The 21,301-nt window shown below is 44.7% G+C and carries 13 protein-coding genes and 3 pseudogenes; 9 read left to right on the top strand and 7 right to left on the bottom strand.

Going from position 1 to position 21,301, the window contains the following annotated elements; all coding sequences use genetic code 11:
* Nucleotide 1: 1 nt before the first annotated feature.
* The 3 genes and pseudogenes from DXA15_RS07145 to DXA15_RS07135 all read right to left on the bottom strand — a co-directional run bounded on the left by DXA15_RS07145 (nt 2) and on the right by DXA15_RS07135 (nt 3,743).
* A complete protein-coding gene (locus tag DXA15_RS07145) occupies nt 2–1,243 on the bottom strand; it encodes an anaerobic sulfatase-maturation protein (RefSeq protein WP_128133577.1) in 1,242 nt (413 codons plus the stop codon).
* Between the two features lie 199 nt (nt 1,244–1,442).
* A pseudogene (locus DXA15_RS07140) lies at nt 1,443–2,455 on the bottom strand (N-acetylmuramoyl-L-alanine amidase).
* A 463-nt stretch (nt 2,456–2,918) separates the two neighbouring features.
* Nucleotides 2,919–3,743 (bottom strand): hypothetical protein, encoded by an 825-nt coding sequence (locus tag DXA15_RS07135; RefSeq protein ID WP_128133576.1) that lies wholly within the window; start codon nt 3,741–3,743, stop codon nt 2,919–2,921.
* 194 nt (nt 3,744–3,937) lie between these two features.
* On the opposite strand from DXA15_RS07135, the gene sucC reads away from it, so the two are divergent.
* Genes sucC through DXA15_RS07105 form a run of 6 tightly spaced genes read left to right on the top strand, consistent with a single transcriptional unit; the run spans nt 3,938 to nt 11,963 of the window.
* Entirely contained in the window at nt 3,938–5,077 is a 1,140-nt protein-coding gene (gene sucC / locus DXA15_RS07130; protein ID WP_128133575.1) for an ADP-forming succinate--CoA ligase subunit beta, read from the top strand.
* A gap of 13 nt (nt 5,078–5,090) precedes the next feature.
* Nucleotides 5,091–5,954, top strand: a complete 864-nt coding sequence (sucD, locus tag DXA15_RS07125; protein ID WP_128133574.1) for a succinate--CoA ligase subunit alpha — start codon at nt 5,091–5,093, stop codon at nt 5,952–5,954.
* A gap of 40 nt (nt 5,955–5,994) precedes the next feature.
* A complete protein-coding gene (locus DXA15_RS07120; protein WP_007656918.1) occupies nt 5,995–7,443 on the top strand; it encodes a hypothetical protein in 1,449 nt (482 codons plus the stop codon).
* Complete coding sequence (locus DXA15_RS07115) at nt 7,415–8,806, top strand: GDSL-type esterase/lipase family protein (protein ID WP_199676252.1); 1,392 nt, start codon at nt 7,415–7,417, stop codon at nt 8,804–8,806. The genes DXA15_RS07120 and DXA15_RS07115 overlap by 29 nt, the downstream gene beginning before the upstream one ends.
* Complete coding sequence (locus DXA15_RS07110) at nt 8,796–10,325, top strand: MBOAT family protein (RefSeq protein ID WP_128133573.1); 1,530 nt, start codon at nt 8,796–8,798, stop codon at nt 10,323–10,325. The genes DXA15_RS07115 and DXA15_RS07110 overlap by 11 nt, the downstream gene beginning before the upstream one ends.
* A gap of 21 nt (nt 10,326–10,346) precedes the next feature.
* Nucleotides 10,347–11,963 (top strand): energy transducer TonB, encoded by a 1,617-nt coding sequence (locus DXA15_RS07105; RefSeq protein WP_128133572.1) that lies wholly within the window; start codon nt 10,347–10,349, stop codon nt 11,961–11,963.
* A gap of 2 nt (nt 11,964–11,965) precedes the next feature.
* Here DXA15_RS07105 and DXA15_RS27900 read toward each other — a convergent pair whose 3' ends face one another.
* The 4 genes and pseudogenes from DXA15_RS27900 to DXA15_RS07090 all read right to left on the bottom strand — a co-directional run bounded on the left by DXA15_RS27900 (nt 11,966) and on the right by DXA15_RS07090 (nt 15,260).
* Nucleotides 11,966–12,190 (bottom strand): GNAT family N-acetyltransferase, encoded by a 225-nt coding sequence (locus tag DXA15_RS27900; RefSeq protein WP_309296722.1) that lies wholly within the window; start codon nt 12,188–12,190, stop codon nt 11,966–11,968.
* Nucleotides 12,191–12,284: 94 nt separating this feature from the next.
* Nucleotides 12,285–12,503 (bottom strand): hypothetical protein, encoded by a 219-nt coding sequence (locus DXA15_RS27895; RefSeq protein ID WP_309296721.1) that lies wholly within the window; start codon nt 12,501–12,503, stop codon nt 12,285–12,287.
* A 244-nt stretch (nt 12,504–12,747) separates the two neighbouring features.
* Complete coding sequence (locus tag DXA15_RS07095) at nt 12,748–14,028, bottom strand: mechanosensitive ion channel family protein (RefSeq protein WP_128133571.1); 1,281 nt, start codon at nt 14,026–14,028, stop codon at nt 12,748–12,750.
* Between the two features lie 63 nt (nt 14,029–14,091).
* Nucleotides 14,092–15,260 (bottom strand): annotated as a pseudogene (locus DXA15_RS07090) (mechanosensitive ion channel family protein).
* A 158-nt stretch (nt 15,261–15,418) separates the two neighbouring features.
* Between DXA15_RS07090 and DXA15_RS07085 the strand changes: the two are divergent.
* The 3 genes and pseudogenes from DXA15_RS07085 to DXA15_RS07075 all read left to right on the top strand — a co-directional run bounded on the left by DXA15_RS07085 (nt 15,419) and on the right by DXA15_RS07075 (nt 21,297).
* On the top strand, nt 15,419–18,283 hold the full coding sequence (locus tag DXA15_RS07085; protein WP_128133570.1) for a pitrilysin family protein: 2,865 nt from the start codon (nt 15,419–15,421) through the stop codon (nt 18,281–18,283).
* Nucleotides 18,283–18,738: a DUF4268 domain-containing protein gene (locus tag DXA15_RS07080; RefSeq protein ID WP_007656906.1), complete on the top strand. Its 456-nt coding sequence runs from the start codon at nt 18,283–18,285 to the stop codon at nt 18,736–18,738. The genes DXA15_RS07085 and DXA15_RS07080 overlap by 1 nt, the downstream gene beginning before the upstream one ends.
* A gap of 4 nt (nt 18,739–18,742) precedes the next feature.
* Nucleotides 18,743–21,297, top strand: a pseudogene (locus tag DXA15_RS07075) (M1 family metallopeptidase).
* Nucleotides 21,298–21,301 lie beyond the last annotated feature (4 nt).

The raw sequence follows: 21,301 nt of genomic DNA, 5'->3' as shown, positions 1-21,301 counted from the left end.
TTTATAAAATCTCTCTGTTTTCTTTTGCCCATTGCATCACGTTTGCGGGCGGACGCTGAGCCAATAATTCTTTTTTCATAAAATCCATATAGGGCGCTACGTGCCTGAAATATTTTTTGTAGCCTTTGCACAGATAGTTTAATCCCGGTTCGCCGCTGGCTGTATGCAGGAAGCGGTTTTTGGGACATTCTCCGTTGCAGGCAAAGAGGTATTCACATTCTTTGCATTGCACCGGCAACTTGTCGTATTTATCAGCTCCGAACTTTAACTGGTTCTGGCTGTACATCATTTCCGTTAGTGTCTGCGTGTAGATGTTGCCCAGTTTGTATTCGGGGAATACAAAGTGGTCGCACGCATAAAGGTCGCCATTGAATTCCATCACGCTGGCATGTCCGCATGTCCGGGCCAGGGTGCATACGCCCGGCTGTTCTCCGACCCAGTTTGCCAGTGTGGCATCGAATAACTGGATATAGTAATTTCCCACATCTTCTTTCAGCCATTCATCGAAGATGGCACAAAGGAAATCACCCCATTTTTCGGAATCGACGGAGAAGGGGGCCAGTTTTATATGGGCATCCTGTTGTTCCGGCGAAGTCAGCGTTGTCCCGTCCGTGTGTTGTCCCAGCCGTTCCACGATAGGGGCGAACTGGATATAATGACAATCTATTTCTTTGAAAAAGTTATAAAAATCAAGCGGATAATCGACATTGTAATCGTTTACGACTGCCATTGCATTGTATTCTACCTGATGTTTTTTCAGCAACTCGATTCCCTTCATCACTTTGTAGAAGGAGGGAAGGCCCTGGCGGTTCCGGCGGTATTCGTCGTGAAATTCCTGCGGACCGTCGATTGATATTCCAACCAGAAAGTTGTTTTCTTTGAAGAAACGGCACCAGTCGTCTGTCAGCAACGTCCCGTTTGTCTGGATGCAGTTGTCTATCTGCCTTCCACGGCCGTATTTCTGTTGAAGTTCGAGTGCTTTTTTGTAGAAACTTATCGGACGCATCAGTGTTTCGCCGCCGTGCCAGGTGAAGAGTACCTGAGGCATTGTCTGGCATTCCAGATAATCTTTGATGAATTTTTCCAGCAGTTGCTCGCTCATGATGTGATTCTTTACTTCCGGATACAATTTCCCTTTTTCCAGGTAATAACAGTACTCGCAGGCCAGGTTACAAACCGAACCTACCGGTTTCAACATCACATAAACGGGTTTTGCAAAAGGAGATATGTAAGAATTATTCATGGTGTTTTAAAACGATTCAACAATAATCTCACAAAGGTATATATTTTTATGGAATAACGGTTGTTCTTAAGGGGTAATAATTAGAAAAAATTGAGCTGTCCGATTATCGACCGGCTTATTTTCGAAAGAATGTTTGTATATATGTTTTGTCATTAAAACACCTATGTTTCAACAACGGTTGTCATATACCGTCTCCCGTTTATTTCAGTTTTTTTCTGTAACGTTTGTAATCGGTTATGAAACCTTCGCAGAGCCAGTTTGCTAAAGCCTGGCGGTTGTCGCTGAGAATGAAACGTTTCTGGTCGAAGCTATTTTGTATGTTGCCGAGTTCGACAAAAACGGAGGGAGGCGTTGTTTTTCTTAAAACATACAATCCGCGCTGGCCGACTGTCCCAGTGAATCCGCGGCCGGGCTGATGTCTGTTGTATTTGTGCTCGAAAGTCGATTTCATTGTCTTTGACAGGTGTTTGCTTTCCGAATTTTTGTCTTGATAATAGAAGAAAACATCAGTCTGGTGACTTTTACTGCGGCTGTCGATATGCATGAAGATGGCGCGTTTGTATACTTCTTTGTCTTTCTTGAATAAAGAGTTGATTTTATCGCACCGCTGTTCAAGACGGCGGAACTGGTTAAACGGTATCGGGTCACCCATGCAGGTTTCGCGTTTGCTGTTTTTCAGGAATTTGTCGTTGCGGATACCGTCTTTGGCATCCTGGATGATGATGTGCACTTTGGCGCCCCGCATCAACAGGTTGCGGGCCAGGCGGAGCATGACGTCGTAAGCATATTCGTCTTCGTGAAGTTCTACATTGCCCATTTTACCGATGGCTCCGGGGTCGGGACCGCCATGTCCGCTCACCAGATAAAAGCAGCAGCCTTTCAACTCGGAGGATGTGACTTTGTATTCGGCCATTTCCTTGCCGAATAAGGCTCGTAATTAGGTTTCCTTGCCACGGTAGCCGCTGCCCCCTTTAATGGCGGCAATTGGTATTTAACGCCCATTTTCAGGCTATTCCCATTACCGAGTTTAGTCTTGTTCAGTTTTACGAACTCATCATGATACTCTTTTCCGACACGATTATGGCGTTTCAGAAAAAGGGTGATGCCTTCTCCCTTTTTGGGAAATGCTTTCTCTTGGGCAAAGAGAGTGCCGTTGAAAATAAAGAGTGCAACGAATACAGATAGTACGAGCGTTATTTTTTTTGTAAACATGTTTTCCGGTTATAATGCGGTAAAGATAGGAAAAGCTGCTAAATAACAGAAATATCGGGAAAGAAAAAAAGACATTCGATTTTTTCCGCTCTCGCGCACGTGTTGTTGCTGTTGTTGTTACTTTACTATTCTTTACTTTACTTTGTGTACTTAAAGTCCGTTTTTGGGGAGTTTCAGACTCGGAAACTAGGGTTTCGGGAGAATTAACTATTGTTAAATTGATGCTATACTAATAATATACAGCGTGTTGAGTCTTTTTTTGTAAAAATGCCATTTTATATGTAAAATAAGTCATAATCATCTCTTCGCGTATTTTCTTCTCTATAATATATTTTCCTCCTAAAACAGGAAGAACGCCACATCCGGGAGAAAATAAATTTTCATCCGAATGAAATCGAAATTTCACCCGGGAGAAATTAAAAATGGATTCGAATGGGATTTTTACCTGTCAAATGTTATTGTATTATTTTGTTTTTATATATCCCAACTTCGTATAACGGATATTCCGGGAAGTATAATGCTTGATTACTTTGGCCGAACGGATATGCATGATTTCTCCCGCCTGATAAGCATGGTCGGCATTACTTAACTTACCGCTTTCCAGGCTACGGTCGGATGCCCGGATGGTGAAGAAAAACAGATTGCCGGATTCATCAGAAGCAACAATTTTCTGGTCGACGTAGAAATGGGTGGTTCCCCGGACTGAACGGGTTTTGTACGGATTGTCTTCCACCTTGACCCGCCGGACGGAAAGATGCAAATCGTTTAATTTCTCATCTATCGTTCCGATAAAACGGCTGACAGGCACTTTGTGCGTGCGGGAAGTGTTCAGGTCCTGATATACCCATGAATAGGTCGCTGCCAGTTCCTTGAAACGTCTTTCGCTTTGTACGCGTGCTTCATATTTGTTGGCAATCCAGGTGACATATTTAGGGTCGATGGCAGCCACTTCAAACAGATGATAACCACGGTATTTGCCAAAAGATACAATGTCGTCGGCATTATGTGAGATGGATTCCAGTCTCATTTTAATCGTCAGCCTGGCGAAAGAGTTGGCTGTCGTTTTCATCGCTTTTTCCACTGAATTAATAGCGTTCACATCCAGTGTGGAGAGAAAAACATTCGGATGAAATTCCGCTGCCGGGTTGTAGAACCAAAGTGTGTAATAAGCCGTTTTTTCATTCGGCAAAAGTATGAAATACACACCTTTATCTGTGTTTCTGCCTTCGTTAAACGTATTCAGTTTATCCAGGACAAATTGCTCAATATAACCTGAAATATTATCCATAACTCATCCTCCTCATATTCTTCCCTAACAAATATACGAAATAGGAACGAGTTTTCCTAATAAAAGTCCGGTTAATACAGGTTATTTCTCCTTTTATGCTGGAAAACAGCCGGATATATATGGTGACTTCAACAACTTCTTCATTTATTTATCTGTTATAAAATAGGAGTGAATACCACTAAATTATTTACCAGATGAAGATACACGAATATCAGGCGAAAAAATTCTTTTCAGACTATGCGATTCCAGTGGAACGGCACATTCTGTGTAACACGGCGCAAGAGGTTACGGCTGCTTTCAGTCAGCTGGGGAATGAAAAGGTTGCAATCAAGGCACAAGTATTGACCGGAGGAAGGGGAAAGGCAGGAGGTGTTAAACTGGCAGGCAATGCGGAAGAAGCATTGCAGCACGCCGAAGCGATTCTGGGCATGACGATTAAAGATTTCCCTGTCACCCGTGTGATTGTGAGCGAGGCGGTGAATATCCATCTTGAATATTATGTCAGTTTTGTTATCGACCGCAATTCCCGTTCAGTTGTCCTGATGATGAGTGCGGAAGGAGGGATGGATATTGAGGAAGTGGCTCGCCGGAGTCCCGAAAAGATATTTCATTTCCGGATCGACCCGCTTATCGGGATTCCGGATTATCTGGCACGCCGTTATGCCTTTACCTTGTTCGATAAGATAGCTCAGGTGAACCAGATGGCTGCGATTATCCGGAATATGTACCGGCTTTTTATCGAGAAAGATGCTTCTCTGGTTGAAATCAATCCGTTGGTTATGACGAAGGACGGAGTCTTGATGGCTATTGATGCCAAGATGACGTTCGATGATAACGCGTTATACCGCCAGCCTCGTGTCTTGGCACTGTTTGAACCGACAGAGGAAGAAAGGACGGAGGCGCAGGCGAAGGAAAAAGGTTTTAGTTATGTGCATCTGGGTGGCGAGATTGGTTGCATGGTGAACGGTGCCGGACTGGCGATGGCTACGATGGATATGATTAAATTGTATGGCGGAAACCCAGCTAATTTTCTGGATATAGGAGGAAGTTCGAATCTGGAAAAAGTGATTGAGGCAATGAAGCTACTTTTAAAAGATCCACAGGTAAAGGTTGTGCTGATAAATATTTTCGGAGGTATTACGCGTTGCGATGATGTTGCCTACGGGCTGCTGAAGGCTTTTGAGCAAATTGATACCGATATCCCTGTCGTTGTCCGTTTGACAGGCACAAATGAGAAGGAGGGGCGCGATTTGTTGCGTGACACTCGTTTCAAAGTTGCCGAAACAATGGGAGAAGCCACTCTGATGGCTGTTGAAGCATCACATAAACAATAAAAGAAAAGTCACCATGAGCATATTGATAAATAAATCGACCCGGCTGGTCGTGCAGGGAATAACCGGACGCGACGGCCTCTTCCACGCACTGAAAATGAAAGAATACGGAACCAATGTCGTAGGTGGTACCTCACCGGGCAAAGGCGGTACGGAAATCGAGCATATCCCGGTTTTCAATACGATGTACGATGCCGTACAGCAAACACAGGCTAACACTTCGATAATATTCGTCCCTGCCCGTTTTGCGGCAGACGCTATTATGGAGGCGGCCGATGCCGGGATTGAGCTGATTATCTGTATCACTGAAGGAATCCCGACCGTCGATGTCATAAAAGCCTATCGTTTTGCCCAACTGAAAGGGGCAAAGTTAATTGGGCCGAACTGTCCCGGATTGATTTCACCGGGTGAAAGTCTGGTCGGAATCCTGCCGGGAAAGGTTTTCACGAAAGGTCATACGGGGGTGCTCAGCCGTAGCGGGACACTGACCTATGAGATCGTTTATCATTTGACGGCCAACGGTATGGGGCAGTCTACCGCAGTAGGAATGGGAGGCGACCCTGTTGTCGGCCTCTATTTCCGCGAACTGCTGGAGATGTTCGAGAAGGATTCGGAAACGCATTCAATCGTGATAATCGGAGAGATTGGAGGAAATGCTGAGGAACTGGCTGCCGATTATATCCGTAAGCATGTCACCAAGCCGGTGGTCGGCTTTATTACCGGCCAGTCTGCACCGCCGGGTAAACAGATGGGACATGCCGGCGCTATTATTTCCGGAGGGGCCGGCACCGCAGTCGAAAAGATACGTGCATTGGAAGATGCAGGAATAAGGGTTGCCAGCGAACCATCTGAAATACCGCAACTTTTACGTTACAAATGAAACTTTATCCTTATCTTTGCACCTTCGTAAGAATGAGTAAATGAATAAGGAAGATAATTTCGGCAGGTTGCTGATGCTGTTACTTATAACGCTTTGCATCTGCCTGGGACTATATTATCTGCCGGACAACATGTTCGGCCAGAAAATAAAAAAGGTTGACTTACTTTCGGATTTACGGGTGAAAACGCAATCGTTGTCAATGGACTCGCTGCGTAAACAGCTCGAACAACCGGATACGTTGGAAATAGATTCAGTAGCATTGCGCGATTCGATTATCCGTTCGACGGGGATTGATTCGACGGCATTGGTGTTACGCGATTCCCTGTATAATATAATGTATTCTGTCCAGGGGGCGGATTCGCTCGGTACGCATATCGAAGATTATTCGGTAGGCCATATCGGGTTGAAGCGTTTCTTTACAGCCTTGAAAAACCGGGAGACAATGAACCGACCGGTGCGTGTCGCTTTTCTGGGTGACTCGTTTATTGAGGGGGATATTGTCGTTGCCGACCTGCGTTCTGCCTTGCAGAAAGAGTTTGGCGGGCGTGGAGTGGGCTTTGTTCCTATTGCTTCCGTGGCAGCACAGTTCCGTCCGACTATCGAACAGCGCTCGGAAGGATGGCACACCTGGTCGATGCTGACCGACCATGAACATGGGTATACGCTTTCCGGAATGATGTTTGAACCGAAAGGTGAAAAGGTATCCGTATCTGTCAAGACAACAAACCGTTATCCGGAGTTACAATCGGCTTCTTCACTGAAATTCCTATATGAACAGAATGCCCGAACCCGGATGAAACTGCATTATAACAATCAGCCGGATACAATCAATGAGTTATTGCCTGTCGTTTCGAAAATAACACAATATGAGCGGAAAGGGACATTTACAGAAGCTACTTTCTCTTTTACGGAGACGGAAGGTTTCCGTGCGCTGGGTGTCGCTCTGGAGGATAATTCAGGTGTTGTCGTTGATAATTACTCCCTGCGTGGTAATTCCGGTATGATATTGAACCGTCTGGATAGTTCGCTTTGCCGGAATCTGACCGAAGTCCGGCCATACGACCTGATTATTCTTCAGTATGGTTTGAATGTGGTAAGCGACAGCGTTTTACATTACGGCTGGTATAGCAAACGCATGGAAGAAGCGGTTCGCCATGTACAGGTTTGTTTCCCGGAGGCGGATATCTTGCTGTTAGGTGTTTCAGACCGTAGCCATCAGGAAGAGGGTGAGTTTGAAACGATGCCTGCCGTGCTTGCCTTGCTTCATACACAAAGGCAGATTGCCCGTAAAACAGGTATTCCGTTCTGGAATACGTTCGGTGCGATGGGGGGCGAGAACAGCATGGTCCGTTATGTTGAGAACAATTGGGCAAGCAAAGATTATACACATCTGAGTTTCAGAGGCGGGCGCGAAATAGCGACGGCTCTTTTTAATGCATTATTATTGGAAAAGGAGTTTTATGATGAAGCAGACAAAGTGGTTAATTAATTTGTCGGTTTTGTTGGCATTGCTCGCGATTACCGTAGGGGCGAAGAATCTTTCGCCTTCCCGCTCATCGTTTCAGGATGCAGGGGATGTGTTGTCCGATACGTTGACTGTGCCGGATACGATTGCCTTGCCTTTTGCTTCTTATCTTATGGGAGCCGTTGTCGACTCGATTCAGTTGCCGGCCTCCGACAGTTGCGTAAATGAATATGCTCCGTTGCATCATTTCTTTGCTGGACTCGATTCCTTGCGTGCGGGAAAAGATACGGTTATCACGATTGTGCAGCTGGGCGATTCGCATATACAGGCAGGACATTATAGCGGGCGCATGATGCGTCTCCTTCAACAGCAGTTCGGCAATGCCGGGCGTGGTTGGATTGCTCCCTTCAAACTGAGCAAGACGAACGAACCGGACGATTATTTCATTTCATCCGTAGCGAAGGAATGGATTGCCGGACGTTGTATCCAGAACAACCGGAAATGTCCGATTGGGCCGGGTGGTATCGGTATCCAGTCCGCGTCGCCATCCATCAATTTCGATATCAGCATAGCACCTAATAACGGTGCCGGATATTCTTTTAACCAGGCAGTCATTTACCGTGGGGAGAAGTCCATGCCGATGCTGCCGGCCGGAAAAATGAAAGATTCTGTCAGGACGGTATTAAGTACGGCGCCGTGTGCGCCGGGAGTGATTGCCGATACGTTCCGCATCTCTTGTCTCGTCGACACGTTGCAACTGCACAGTACGCGAAGGAAACAGGGGACGGATAACTTGCTTCCGGCTTCTTCTTTTAAGAACCTTTATTATGGTTTCAATCTGACCAACGGGCAACCGGGTATTTTGTATCATTCGATCGGTGTGAACGGTGCCATGTATGTAAATTATACAGACGAGAACTATGTCCGCCAGTTGGCTTTGCTGAATCCGTCGCTGTTGATTATCTCTTTAGGAACGAACGAGACTTTCGGCCGGCGCTTTACCCGTAATGAATTTGCCGGGCAGATTGAAGATTTTATATCCTTAGTGAAAAAACAAATGCCGCATACGGCAATCTTGCTGACAACTCCTCCAGAATGTTATAAACGGGTGTATGTGAACAAGAAACGTACGTATGTGCGCAATGAAAATACAGAACGTGCAGCAAAGGCGATTGTCGAAGTGGCACGTCGCGAAGGTCTGGCATGCTGGGATTTGTTTGCTTCGACAGGAGGGAAGAACTCTTCTGCCAGATGGCGCAAGACCGGTTTAATGGGAAGAGACCGTGTTCATTTTACGAAAGAAGGCTATCAGGAGCAAGGCATTTTATTGTATCGTGCCCTGATGCAAACCTATAACCGATATATAGCAGATAACGATGTTCGATAATATAGATTTATCCAAGCTGGGAGAGGTGCTCACCTATCAACACCTGTCGCCGATACTGTTCAGTAGCGGGTTGTTCTTTTTCCTGTTTATAGGATTCCTGATTATTTATATGTCACTCAGGAAACATTTGCTGGCCCGTATTATATATGTAACGCTGTTTTCTATCTATTTTTATTATAAGAGTAGCGGATTTTGGTTTTTCCTGCTGTTATTTACTGCCACGTCGGATTTTTGTATTGCGCAGAGAATATTTCATACTACAACCCAATGGAAGCGTAAACTGTGGGTTGTTCTTAGTTTATGTATAAACCTCGGGATGCTGGGATATTTTAAGTATTTCAATTTCCTGTTGGATATGATTGCTTCGGTAACAAGGATGTTTGGTTATCAGTTTGGAAATACAGCCCTGCAAAGCGTTACGTATCAGCCGATGGATATATTTCTGCCGGTCGGTATTTCTTTTTTCACGTTCCAGACAATCAGTTATGTCATTGATGTATACCGGGGGAAGATTACGCCGCTGACACGCTGGATAGATTATGTGTTTTATGTATCGTTCTTTCCGCAGTTAGTGGCAGGGCCTATCGTCCGTGCCCGCGACTTTATTCCGCAAATCTATAAGGAACCGACCGTCACCCGTTCCGAATTTGGCGAAGGATTGTTCCTGGTACTCTGCGGTTTGTTTAAGAAAACGGTGATTTCCGATTATATCAGCCTGAACTTTGTAGACCGTATTTTTGATGCGCCTTTGCTTTATACCGGTGTGGAAAACCTGCTGGGCGTTTATGGTTATGCTTTGCAGATTTATTGCGACTTTTCCGGTTATTCGGATATGGCGATTGGTATTGCTTTGCTTTTAGGTTTCCGGTTTAATGTAAACTTTGATTCGCCTTACCAGTCGGCGACCATTACCGAATTCTGGCGGCGCTGGCATATATCTCTGTCTTCATGGTTGAAAGATTATCTGTATATTTCGCTGGGTGGGAACCGGAAAGGGAAAATCCGTACGTATATAAACCTGCTGATTACAATGTTGTTGGGTGGTCTCTGGCATGGCGCTTCGATGAGTTTTATCATTTGGGGAGCCATTCATGGAGTGGCGCTGGCGATTCATAAGTTTATAATGAGCCGGTTCAGCAGTTTCAAGCAACTGGGGTCTGAAATGAAGCCTTGGCGCAGGGTTTTGGGCATATTGATTACGTTTCATCTGGTTTGTTTCGGATGGATATTCTTCCGTGCCGATTCGATACAAACGGTGAAGGAGATGCTTTCGCAAATCTTTACAAACTTCCATCCGGAAGTATTCACACAATTTGTAACGGGATATAAAGGTGTCTTTATCCTGATGGTGATTGGTTATGTGCTTCACTTCATGCCTAAGTCGGCTGAGAATGCGGTGCAGGGAGTCGTAACCCGTTCTCCTTTGTTGGTGCAGGCTGTTATTCTGGCGGTTATGATTTTTGTTGTAGTGCAGTTCAAGAGTGCCGGTGTGCAGCCGTTTATCTATTTCCAATTCTGATGTAAAGCAAATGTATATAGTATGAAAGTTAGCCTGTTGCAATTTTTGCTTTTGTCTGTTTTCCTGCTGGGGAGCATGGATGCGAAAGCACAGCCGAATAATAATCTGACGGCAGATGAACTGCGTATAAAGCAGGAAGTGAAACCTTTTCTGGATAGCTTGATTATTGAGGAACCGAAGATTACCGATAAAGATATTTCCCTATTCCGCTTGGAAGCTGTTTTTCCGGCAAAATCATTTACCCGTTTCGGTACGAATGAGGGTGAATTTACAGCCTTTACGCCTGATAATCCCAAAAGTCAGGGTCTTGTAAGCGAGCCGATTCCTTTGCTGGGTGGTGCCCGCATCAGCCTTATCTATTCTTTTATAGATGATTACAAGAGCAATGTCCCTATTGCGTGGAAGTATCGTTTCGAGAGTATCAGGGAGAAAGATGCTTCAGGAGAAGAAATGGTTCGCCAGTTTTTGTATCTCCATGTTTTGAACGATTTGCGGTTTTCCAGGATAAAAGTCGGATTGATGGAGGTTGTGATGTTGCCTCCTGATAATGAGGGGAAAAATATCAATAACTTGCCATCGTTGGGATATCGTTCCATGAGTTTCAGCCGGATGGAGGACAATCAGTATATGTTGACGTATTTGTTGCGCAGCAGTGAAGGGGTTTATAGTCCTATTCTTCGTTCTGAAGGTTCTGACCGTACTTTCCCGGAATACACAGGTGGTTCGACAGCACAATTCTGGTTTATCCGGCAGAATATGCAATATCCCGAGAAGGCCGCCGAAGAGGAGGTGAGTGGGACAGTCCTTGTTTCCTGCACGGTAGAGCCGGATGGCTCGGTTACCGAACCGCATATCTTTTTAGATTCGGAGCCGTTGCTGAATGATGAAGCGATTCGCCTGGTTGCCCTGACAAGCGGAAAATGGATACCCGCTACCCGTAACGGAGAGAATATCGCAGATGAAAAGGTAATCCCCATCACATTCAGGCTTGATGACGACATGCTGAAGACAATCCAAGTGGCGAAGAAACCGGGTAAGAAATTGCCGGTTAAGGCTTATCTGTTCTTTTTCGCATTGGCAGTCATATTGATTTTCTATCTGCGAAACAAATTCTTTAAAAAAGACAGACGTCCTGACCCGGCTTTGCGTCCGAATGTCTCCGTCAGTAATGACAAAATGGTGATTGTTGCAGGAGTTGGTGAAACACAAATGGCTTTAATGTTGCGTACGTTTACGGAAATATATAATACCCGCAGTTACGATGCTATTATCCGGATGCATACGATGAGTAACCAGGTATTTGCCCTGACTTTTCCGTATGACATAAGCTGGGATATTTTTCTGGAATTGCTTGACCATCTGATATATTTTGACGAAAGTGAGCATAAAGCACAAATCAGGGCATGGCTGACTTTGCCGGAACAATGCAAACTGGTCGCAGGCGAACATGCCATGTTCTTCACCAAAGAGGATGATAAGGACTTTGACCCTGTCCGGCTCACTACTCAGCATAACCACGGTTGGAAAGTCGATTATGAAACCGAACAGTTAGTAGCAACGGAGGTCCTGGAAGAATATGTTAAACCCCCGTTTGCTTATTATGAGGTGATACAAAAGAACTTTGTCGAATTTGATTGAGTCTATTTCTCTTTAAGGTCGTAAAAAAGCAGGCGTGTATGTTCATCTTTATCCTCTTCTTCCAAAGGAATAAAGCCGTTCCTTATGTAAAAGGGGATAGCTTCACGATAAGCATCTACGGTAAGAAAGCGACAGCCTGTTTTATTCGTTATGAGGAATAGATTTTTGATAAAGTTCAATAATCCTGTTCCAATCCCGAAACCTTTACAGTCTTCCGAATCTCCCAAACGACATATTTTTACGACCGGGTAGCTTTTGAGTCTTTTATCATTAACAAATCGACGTTTTCGAAAACGATTAAACTCGGCTGTTTTTTCGAAATCAGTCAGGGATATGCGGGTCATTAGCTAGGCTAAAATAGGCTAAGACATTATTTTTGTCTTCATAAATATAAGTTACTGCAAGTAATACATTACTATACAGAGGTGCTTCATTAAACAGAAAGTCATTCAAATCTGCATCTCCGCAGTTGAATGACTTTATTGTTTCTTTCTCCTTTAGTTTTCTTAAAACTTTACCGGAGTTAATTTCGCTATTCATTACAATCGAATTTAAAAATACTTTTAAAGTACTCATAATCCTTCTTTCTGCGTTCCAGTTCCTTTGAGGATACTTTCCGCGGATGCTTCATCAATCTTCGAAACGACGGGCATCTTTACCGTATAAAATCGGTGTTTCTTTAATAGGTCTGGCCATATTTTTTCTATTTATAAGGTTTATGGGCCAAAGATAATTATAATTTCGTTATTGATGAATCTTTAGCGATTGTTTTTCAATATTACTTTTATATCAGGTTCGTTGTTGATTCTATCCTCAAATGACGTAAGTCTGAACCTGATACGCCCTGGAACACCTGTAAACCGAATTCCGGAATGACAGCCAGGATATGGTCGAACACATCGGCCTGGATGTCTTCATATGGAATCCAGTCTGTGGTGGATGCGAAGAAGTATAGCTCCATGGGAATACCCTGTTCTGTCGGTTGCAGCTGGCGAACCATGCAGGTCATGTTCTGGCTTACATTGGGATTGCTTTTCAGATAATTCACCAGATAAGCGCGGAAGACACCTATATTTGTCTGGCGTCGTCCGTTTACCCAGATAGAAGCGTCGATGTTGTGTTCTTTATTATAAGTCTCCAGTTCTTCCTGTTTCGTATCGATATAATCGGTGAGTAATGATATTTTTCGGAATTTCGCCAACATCTCCGGTGTACAGAAATGTACGCTGTTCATGTCGATATTGATGGAACGCTTCACACGGCGCCCTCCCGATTCTTTCATCCCCCGCCAGTTCTGGAAAGAATCGCTGACCAGTGCATAAGGCGGTATGGTGGTAATTGTGTTGTCGAAATTGCGAACTTTAATAGCATTCAGCGTCACTTCGATCACTGTTCCGTCAGCCCCGTATTTTGACATCGTTATCCAGTCGCCCGGACGTAGCATATCATTGGCTGATAGCTGAATACCGGCCACAAAACCAAGTATAGTATCCTTGAACACCAACATTAGGATGGCAGCTGAAGCACCCAGTCCGGCAAATAACGTAGCGGGCGATTTACCGATCAGGATACTGATAATGATTATTCCACCGACAAAGAATACAATCACCTGAATGATTTGTACAAACCCTTTCAACGGTTTGTTCTTCATCGATTCTTTCCGGTTGTATATCTCTAATAACAAGTTCAGCGAAGCGTTGATGAATCGTAGTACAACGGCCACAATGTAAACACTGCATACCATCTGAAGAACACCGAGCAAAGTAGGCATTTCCTCTTTGGGTAGTGCCAGCGGAAGCATGATATAAACCAGGATCGCGGGGATCAGGTGCATCAGCTTATTGATGATCTTCCGTTCTACTATCAGGTCGTCCCACTGGTTTTTGGTTTTTTGGGCAAAACGCTTAAATAATTCGAGGAAGATATAGCGGCAAGTGTAATCGATACCGACGGTTATTGCTATTAGAAGCAGTAAGACGACCAGGTTGTCCCAAATATTTGCCGAATCGTGTACTAATCCCCATTTAATCAGGTAACTGTTGATCCATTGTTGTAATTCACTCATATATTTGTATTTAAAGTTGTGAACACAAATATAGGGAAAAAATCATTGTTGCCCAAGTTTACATTAATCAGAGTATTGATACACTTTCAGTTCAAACAGAGGAATCATCGCAAAGAAATGATCGAATATATCCGACTGGATGCGTTCGTATTCTTTCCATACTTTATTACGGGAAAAGAAATAGATCTGGATAGGCACACCGTATTCTGTCGATTGCAACTGGCTGATGATCAGGTCGAGGTCGGTGTTTACAACCGGCAGACTGGTCAGGTAACGCTCTACATAGACACGAAACATCTGCGAGTTAGTCGGTGTCACACCTTTGTCCGGCTTATAATCGGCCAGCAGGGGAATCTCTTTCCGCATGTTATCCAGCATTTCAGGTGTACAGAATTTGATTGTGTTCAGGTCGAGAAAGATGGATTTCATGACACGCCGTCCGCCCGATTCAACCATTCCCTGCCAGTTCTGGAAAGAGTTGTTGACCAGTGTATAGGGTGGAATAGTGGAGATTGTATTGTCGAAGTTCTGTATTTTAACGGTGTTCAAAGTAATTTCCTGTACAATCCCGTTTGCGTTGGACCCCGGAACTGTAATCCAGTCACCTGGCGTAACATATCATTGGCTGATAACTGTATGCCCGCTACGAATCCGAGTATCGTATCTTTGAATACCAACATCAGGATGGCGGCCGAAGCACCCAGTCCGGCAAACAATGTGGCTGGTGATTTGTTGACAAGAATGGCAATAATCACAATTCCTCCAATGAAGAAAGCCAGCACCTGAAGTACCTGCACGAATCCTTTTATCGAACGGTTCTTACTGACCTCCCTATGATTATATATATCCATTGCCACCAGGATAAATCCGTTGATGGCCAGCAACAGAACAAATACAATATAAACGGCGCAAACTTTTTGCGAAATCAACAACAATTCTTTTCCCCGGATAAAAGCCATCGGCAATAAAGTATAGACCAAAATTCCGGGAATGGCATGCACCAGATTATGTATAACTCTCCTCTTAATCAACAAAGTATCCCAGAAATAATGACTTTTCTCCGATAACTTCCGTACACTGCCGACAAAAATGTACTGACATAAGTAATCGACTCCTACAGCTACCGCGATCAGTAGTACGGCAATAATCATTTCATCGAATGTATTTGCGATTTTCGCATCCACGCCCCAGCCGACGAGGATTTTGTTCATCCAGCTACCTAAATTTACCATGTTGTTATCTCTCTTTTATAATGATAACATTTACAACTGCATTTGGTTTAAATAATAAAAAAGTCTAATCAACCCCTGATAACAAAAAGGAATCCGGTATCTTTGTAGACCATAATATAAAGATGTATGGTAATATATCCATGAAAACATTAGTTCTGATGATGTTATTTGCAAGTTGTTCGAATCTGTTTGCGGCTCAGAATACAAAAGCGCTGGAAGTAAAAGAATATAAACTAAAAAACGGATTGACAGTCTGGCTGAATGAAGACCATAGCCAGCCGAAAGTATTCGGTGCCGTTGTCGTAAAGGCAGGAGCGAAGGATTGTCCGGATACCGGAATTGCCCATTATTTTGAACATATGATGTTCAAAGGAACCGACAAAATCGGAACTGTCGATTACGATGCGGAGAAAACGTTGCTGGATTCTATCGCGCTGAAATATGACAAACTGGCGGCCACAGAAGATGAAGCGGTTCGCTCCCAGATACAGAAAGAGATAAACGAATTAAGTATCCGTTCTTCCGACTATGTAATTCCCAATGAGTTCAACCGTTTGATTTCCAAATATGGCGGTTCGGGTTTGAATGCCGCAACGTCTTATGATGCAACAATCTATTTTAATACCTTTTCCCCGCAATATATGTCCCAGTGGGCGGAAATCAACAGTGAACGCCTGCTGAATCCGGTCTTCCGCCTGTTCCAAAGCGAACTGGAAACAGTTTATGAAGAGAAAAATATGTATGGTGATTTCATCGGTGGGCCTGTTATGGACCGGTTACTTGCCCGTTATTTTGCCCCGCATCCGTATGCTTATCCGATAATCGGCAGTACGAAGAACTTGAAGAACCCACGCCTGACAGAGATGCGGAAGTTTTTTGAAGAATATTATGTGGCCTCCAACATGGGGCTGATATTAAGTGGGGATTTTGATACGGAGGCTGTATTGCCGATTCTGGAAAAAACTTTTTCCCGTATCCGTCCGGGAGAAGCTCCCAAACATGATATTGTGCCCCTTCCGCCATTTAAAGGAAAGGAGAAAATGAAAATAAAATTCCCTGTACCTCTTGTGAAAGCGATGGGAATGGGGTTCCGTGGCGTTCCGGCCAATCATGAAGACCAGGTGGCGTTGGCTGTGGCGGTTAATATGCTGAACAATGCGAACGGGACCGGTTTTCTGGATAAACTGATGGTAGACCGGAAGATTATGGCGTCTATGGCTATGAATGAAAGTATGAATGAAGCCGGGATACTGGCCGTTGCTGTTATCCCCAAGCTGATGTTCCAGACTTATGGCGGGGCCGAAAAACTGGTTTGGAAAGAAATCAACCGAGTTAAAGAAGGAGATTTCAGTGACGAGATATTCAATAGCCTGAAGCAGGAGCAACGCCGCCAATATGCCTCTAATCTGGAGAATATAGATTCGCGTGCCCGGATTATGATGTCTTTGTATTCGCAAGGTAAAAGCTGGGAGGATTATTTGCAGGAAGTTTCCGGTATTGATGCTTTGACAAAGGAAGACGTAGTCCGTGTGGCCCGTAAATATTTCAGTGAAAACTATTTATGCGTTACAAAGACGACAGGCAAATATCCGAAGGATAATTTGACGAAACCGGATTTCAGTCCGATTGTACCCAAAAACTCGGAAGCCTCTTCCGAATATGCTAAACAGTTGGAACAACTGCCGGTACAAGAGGTGAAGCCGCGTTTCATTGATTTTCAGAAAGATGTAGAAACGGTGAGTCTGACTCCGTTAGCCACTTTATATGCAACGGCAAATCCTGTTACGGATATATTTACCCTTAACCTGGTTTATCAGGTTGGAACGTTGGAGCAACCCAAACTGATGCATCTGGCTAATTACCTCCAGTTTTTGGGAACGGACTCTCTGTCGTTCCATGAATTCCGTACGCGGTTGCAGGTCCTGGGCAGTACGATTTCTTTCGATGCCACTGACAAGCAGTTTTTCATGCGGATTACCGGTTTCGACAAACATTTTAAGGAAACGGTTCAGCTGGCCGGCGATTTTATCAGGCACGTGAAAGCAGATGATAAACAAATCCGTCAGGTAATAAATGATGCGAAAGTCACCGAGAAGGCTTTCTTCGAATCGAGCGATAACATCGCAAATGCGTTGCTCGAGAAAGTGAAATATGGCGAACAATCCCGGTTTCTTACTAAGTTATCCCTCTCTGAAGTCAAGAAACTGAAAGGTAAGGAACTTTTGGATGCTTTTGTCCAGGTTCGTCAAACGGAATGCGATTTGCTTTATTGCGGAACATTACCTGTCGCCCAGGTCAGGGAAGAGATAGAAGCCTCCCTTCCGTTGAAAGAGATAACCGTATCGGTTAATGCTCCCTATCATCGGGATGCAAAGAAATATGACAAGCCGACCGTTTACTTTATGGATATGCCGACAGCCTCGCAGAGTATTGTTTACGGCTATGCAAAAGGAGAGGTGACAGACGATGCATGGTCGCGCCATGCCGCCCGGTTATTCTCTGTTTATTTCGGAGGCGATATGTCATCGCTGATGTTTCAGGAAATAAGGGAATTTCGTTCGCTGGCTTACCGGGTGAGCGGCCGGTATATATTGCCGCCTCATAAATTGGAAGGAAAAGCCGGTGAGTTTGTCACCATGCTTTCCACACAAAGCGACAAGACGCTGGATGCTTTGGGGATAATGAATTCCCTGATTCACGAAATGCCGGAGAAAGAGGAAAGGATTTCTACCGTAAAGCAATCTATCGTTAACCAGGTCAATAATGATTTTCCTTCCTTCCGGGAAGTACCGGAAAAGGTTGCCGGTTTTCGAAGGAATGGCTTTGACTGCGACCCGAGCGAAGCTTTATTGTCGGGTATCTCGGATATGGATATGAAAGATATTATCCGTTTTTACCGGCATAATGTCCGCTTGAAACCGGTTGTTTATGTCATTGTAGGCAATTCCCGGCGTATCGATATGAAGCAACTGGAAACCTATGGCAATGTGATAAGATTGAGAAAGAAAGATATATATAAATAATGTATAGTAAAGACGAATTAAAGAACCTGAAACTGGAGTTTTGGGAGAGTTTCGCCGCTTATTGTGAAGTGCAGCCTTATTTGCGGGGACGTAAAAAGATGTGGACTTTGTATGATACCAAAGTGAAAGGAGTAGAATTGAAGTTCGATATCAGCCGCAACGGTGCTTATGTGATTCTTGAAGTGAATCACCGGAGTGAAGAGCTTCGGCTTGAAATGTACGAACGCCTGACCTGGTATAAGGAAATGCTGGAACAGGACTTTCCCGGAGGTCTGACCTGGGATATTTGTTTTGTAAGGGATACGGGGAAAGAAGTAGCTCGTATTTATACCGCCAGGGAAGGACTAGACTTTCACCGCCGGCAAGATTGGGGAGAGTTCTTTACTTTTATGGCATCGCAGATGTATCTGTTGGAACGTAACTTTATGTCGATAGCTGAATATTTGAGAGAGTAAAAAGATGGCACATTCAAATCATATGATTTATCAAGTGGCTGGCATTGCGGCGGTAAGTCTGCTGACAGCCTGTTCGACGCAACAGCAAGATGTTAACTTGCAGGAAGTTGGAGTCAGCCATGAATTGGCCCGTTTCAGAAAAGAACATTTCGGGCAGGTCAGATATAACCTGTTTTTCTCCATTCCTGAATCCAGGCAGGAGCCGGTCAGGGGTAAGGCTGTTATACAACTGTCGCTGAAAGAAAAACTGCCGCTTATTATTGATTTCAGGGGAGATGCTTCACAGGTCGCTTCTGTCTTGCTGAATGGTGGGGAAGTGCCTTATGAGGTAAAAAATGAACATATCATCATCCCGGCAGAACGGAGCGTTGTCGGAGAGAATAAAGTATCCATAGAATTTACTCCTGTCGACCAGTCTTTGAACAGGAGGGACGAGTTCCTTTATACTTTGCTGGTTCCTGACCGGGCGCGGACTGCATTTCCCTGTTTCGACCAGCCGGATATGAAGTCGTTATTTACACTGACGCTGGAAGTTCCCGAAGCATGGCAAGCCGTAACGAACGGTGCCATAGAGAAAACGGATACCCTATCCGTTCCCGGACGCAAGTTGATTTCATTCAGGGAAACAGAACCGCTGAGTACTTATTTGTTCGCCTTTACAGCCGGAAAATTTATCCGCGAAACATACACCCGGGATGGAAGGGAAATCTCCTTGTACCACAGGGAAACAGACCCGAAGAAAGTCGCCCAATGTCCCGAAATCGCATCGGAAGTCTTTGACGCTTTAACATGGCTGGAAGATTATACCGCCATTCCGTATCCTTTTGCCAAGTATGATTTGATAATCCTTCCTGGTTTCCAGTTCGGGGGAATGGAGCACACTGGGGCAACGTTCTATACCGACCGTCGTATGTTCCTGAATGAGAACCCGACATTGAACGAGCAGTTGAGCCGCAGTGCCCTGATTGCTCACGAAACAGCCCATATGTGGTTTGGCGACTATGTGACCATGCAATGGTTTGACGATGTCTGGACGAAGGAGGTGTTTGCCAATTATTTTGCTTCGCAGATTGTCGAACCGCTATATCCGGGTGTAAACCATGCTTTGAATTTCATGCAGGATTATATTCCTCCCGCTTATGCGGAAGACCGTACTGCCGGAGCAAATCCAATCAAACAGGAACTGGATAATCTTCGTAATGCCGGCCTGGTCTATGGTAACATCATCTATGATAAATCTCCCGTCGTCCTGGAAATGCTGATTAAAAAGATGGGTAAGGAATCTTTCCGGAAAGGCATTCAGGAGTATCTGAAAACTTATGCCTACGGAAATGCTACTTGGGAGGGGCTGATTAGTATTCTGGATAAATATACGGATGACGATTTGTCCGGCTGGAGCCATATCTGGGTAAATGAAAAAGGCATGCCTGAGATTGCCGCTTCCATTGTTGGCGATAGCTTGGTCGTTTCGCAGAAAGACCCTTTCGGCAGAGGGTTGAACTGGCCGCAGGACCTCACTTATCTGATTGTTCCCAAAACAGGGGAACCGGAAGAAGTTTCAGTTTCTTTCGGGAGAAATTCAAATTCCATCCGGGAGAAATTGAAAACGGTCCCGGAAGAGGGGAGTTTCATTATTCCGAATACGGATGGAAAAGGGTATGGCTTTTTCCGGTTGAACGAAGCGGATGCCAAGGCTTGTGCCGCCTATCTTCCGGTTTGTGAAAATGAATTGCTGAGAGGTTCTCTGTTAATCACATTGTATGAAAATCTGTTGAACCGGACGATTTCGCCCGAATCATATATGGAGGCTATGTTGAACTATCTGCCGGAAGAAGATAATTCGTTGTTATTCTCGGCCGCTTTAGGGTATATCGGTAATTGTCAGCGTTTATTTCCGGTGGATGCTGCCCCTCTGGAAAAAACATTAGGACAGATTGTGGCGACCTCTTCCGTTCCTCAACATTGTTTGCAGGCGTTCCGCTCGTATCGTTCCATCGCAGAATCGCCGGAAGCAATCGCCGCATTATATGACTTGTGGAAGAAGCAGCAAGCTCCCGCCGGCTGTTCGTTAAGTGAAAACGATTATATCAGCTTATCTTATACGCTGGCCCTTCATTTGCCGGAGCAGGCGGATGAGATTATAAACAGCCAGCAATCTCGTATAACTAATCCTGACCGGAAACGGGAGTATGCCTTTATTTCTCCTTCCGTCTCACCGCATAAAGAAGTGCGCGACAGTGTTTTTGCCTCTTTGCTGGTGGCTGAAAACCGCCGGGTAGAACCCTGGGCATCTGCTGCTTTGGCGAATCTGAATCATCCGTCACGGCAGAAAGAAGCGGTAGCCTATATCCGTCCGGCACTGGAGCGATGCAGGAAGTGCAGCGGACAGGAGATATATTTTTCCCGACAGCCTGGGTTCGTGCCTTGCTGTCAGGCCATATGTCGCCGGAGGCAAGGGCAGAAGTTGATGCTTTTTTTGCCTCTCACCCGGATTATCCGCAGATGCTGGCAAACAAAATACGGCAACAGGCGAATCATTTATATATAATTGAACACTAAGCAT

The organism is Parabacteroides sp. AM58-2XD (assembly GCF_003463685.1).
In the GTDB taxonomy this organism is placed as follows: domain Bacteria; phylum Bacteroidota; class Bacteroidia; order Bacteroidales; family Tannerellaceae; genus Parabacteroides; species Parabacteroides segnis.
The sequence above is the reverse complement of the archived record's forward strand: the minus strand, read 5'-3'. Positions and strand labels throughout refer to the sequence as shown.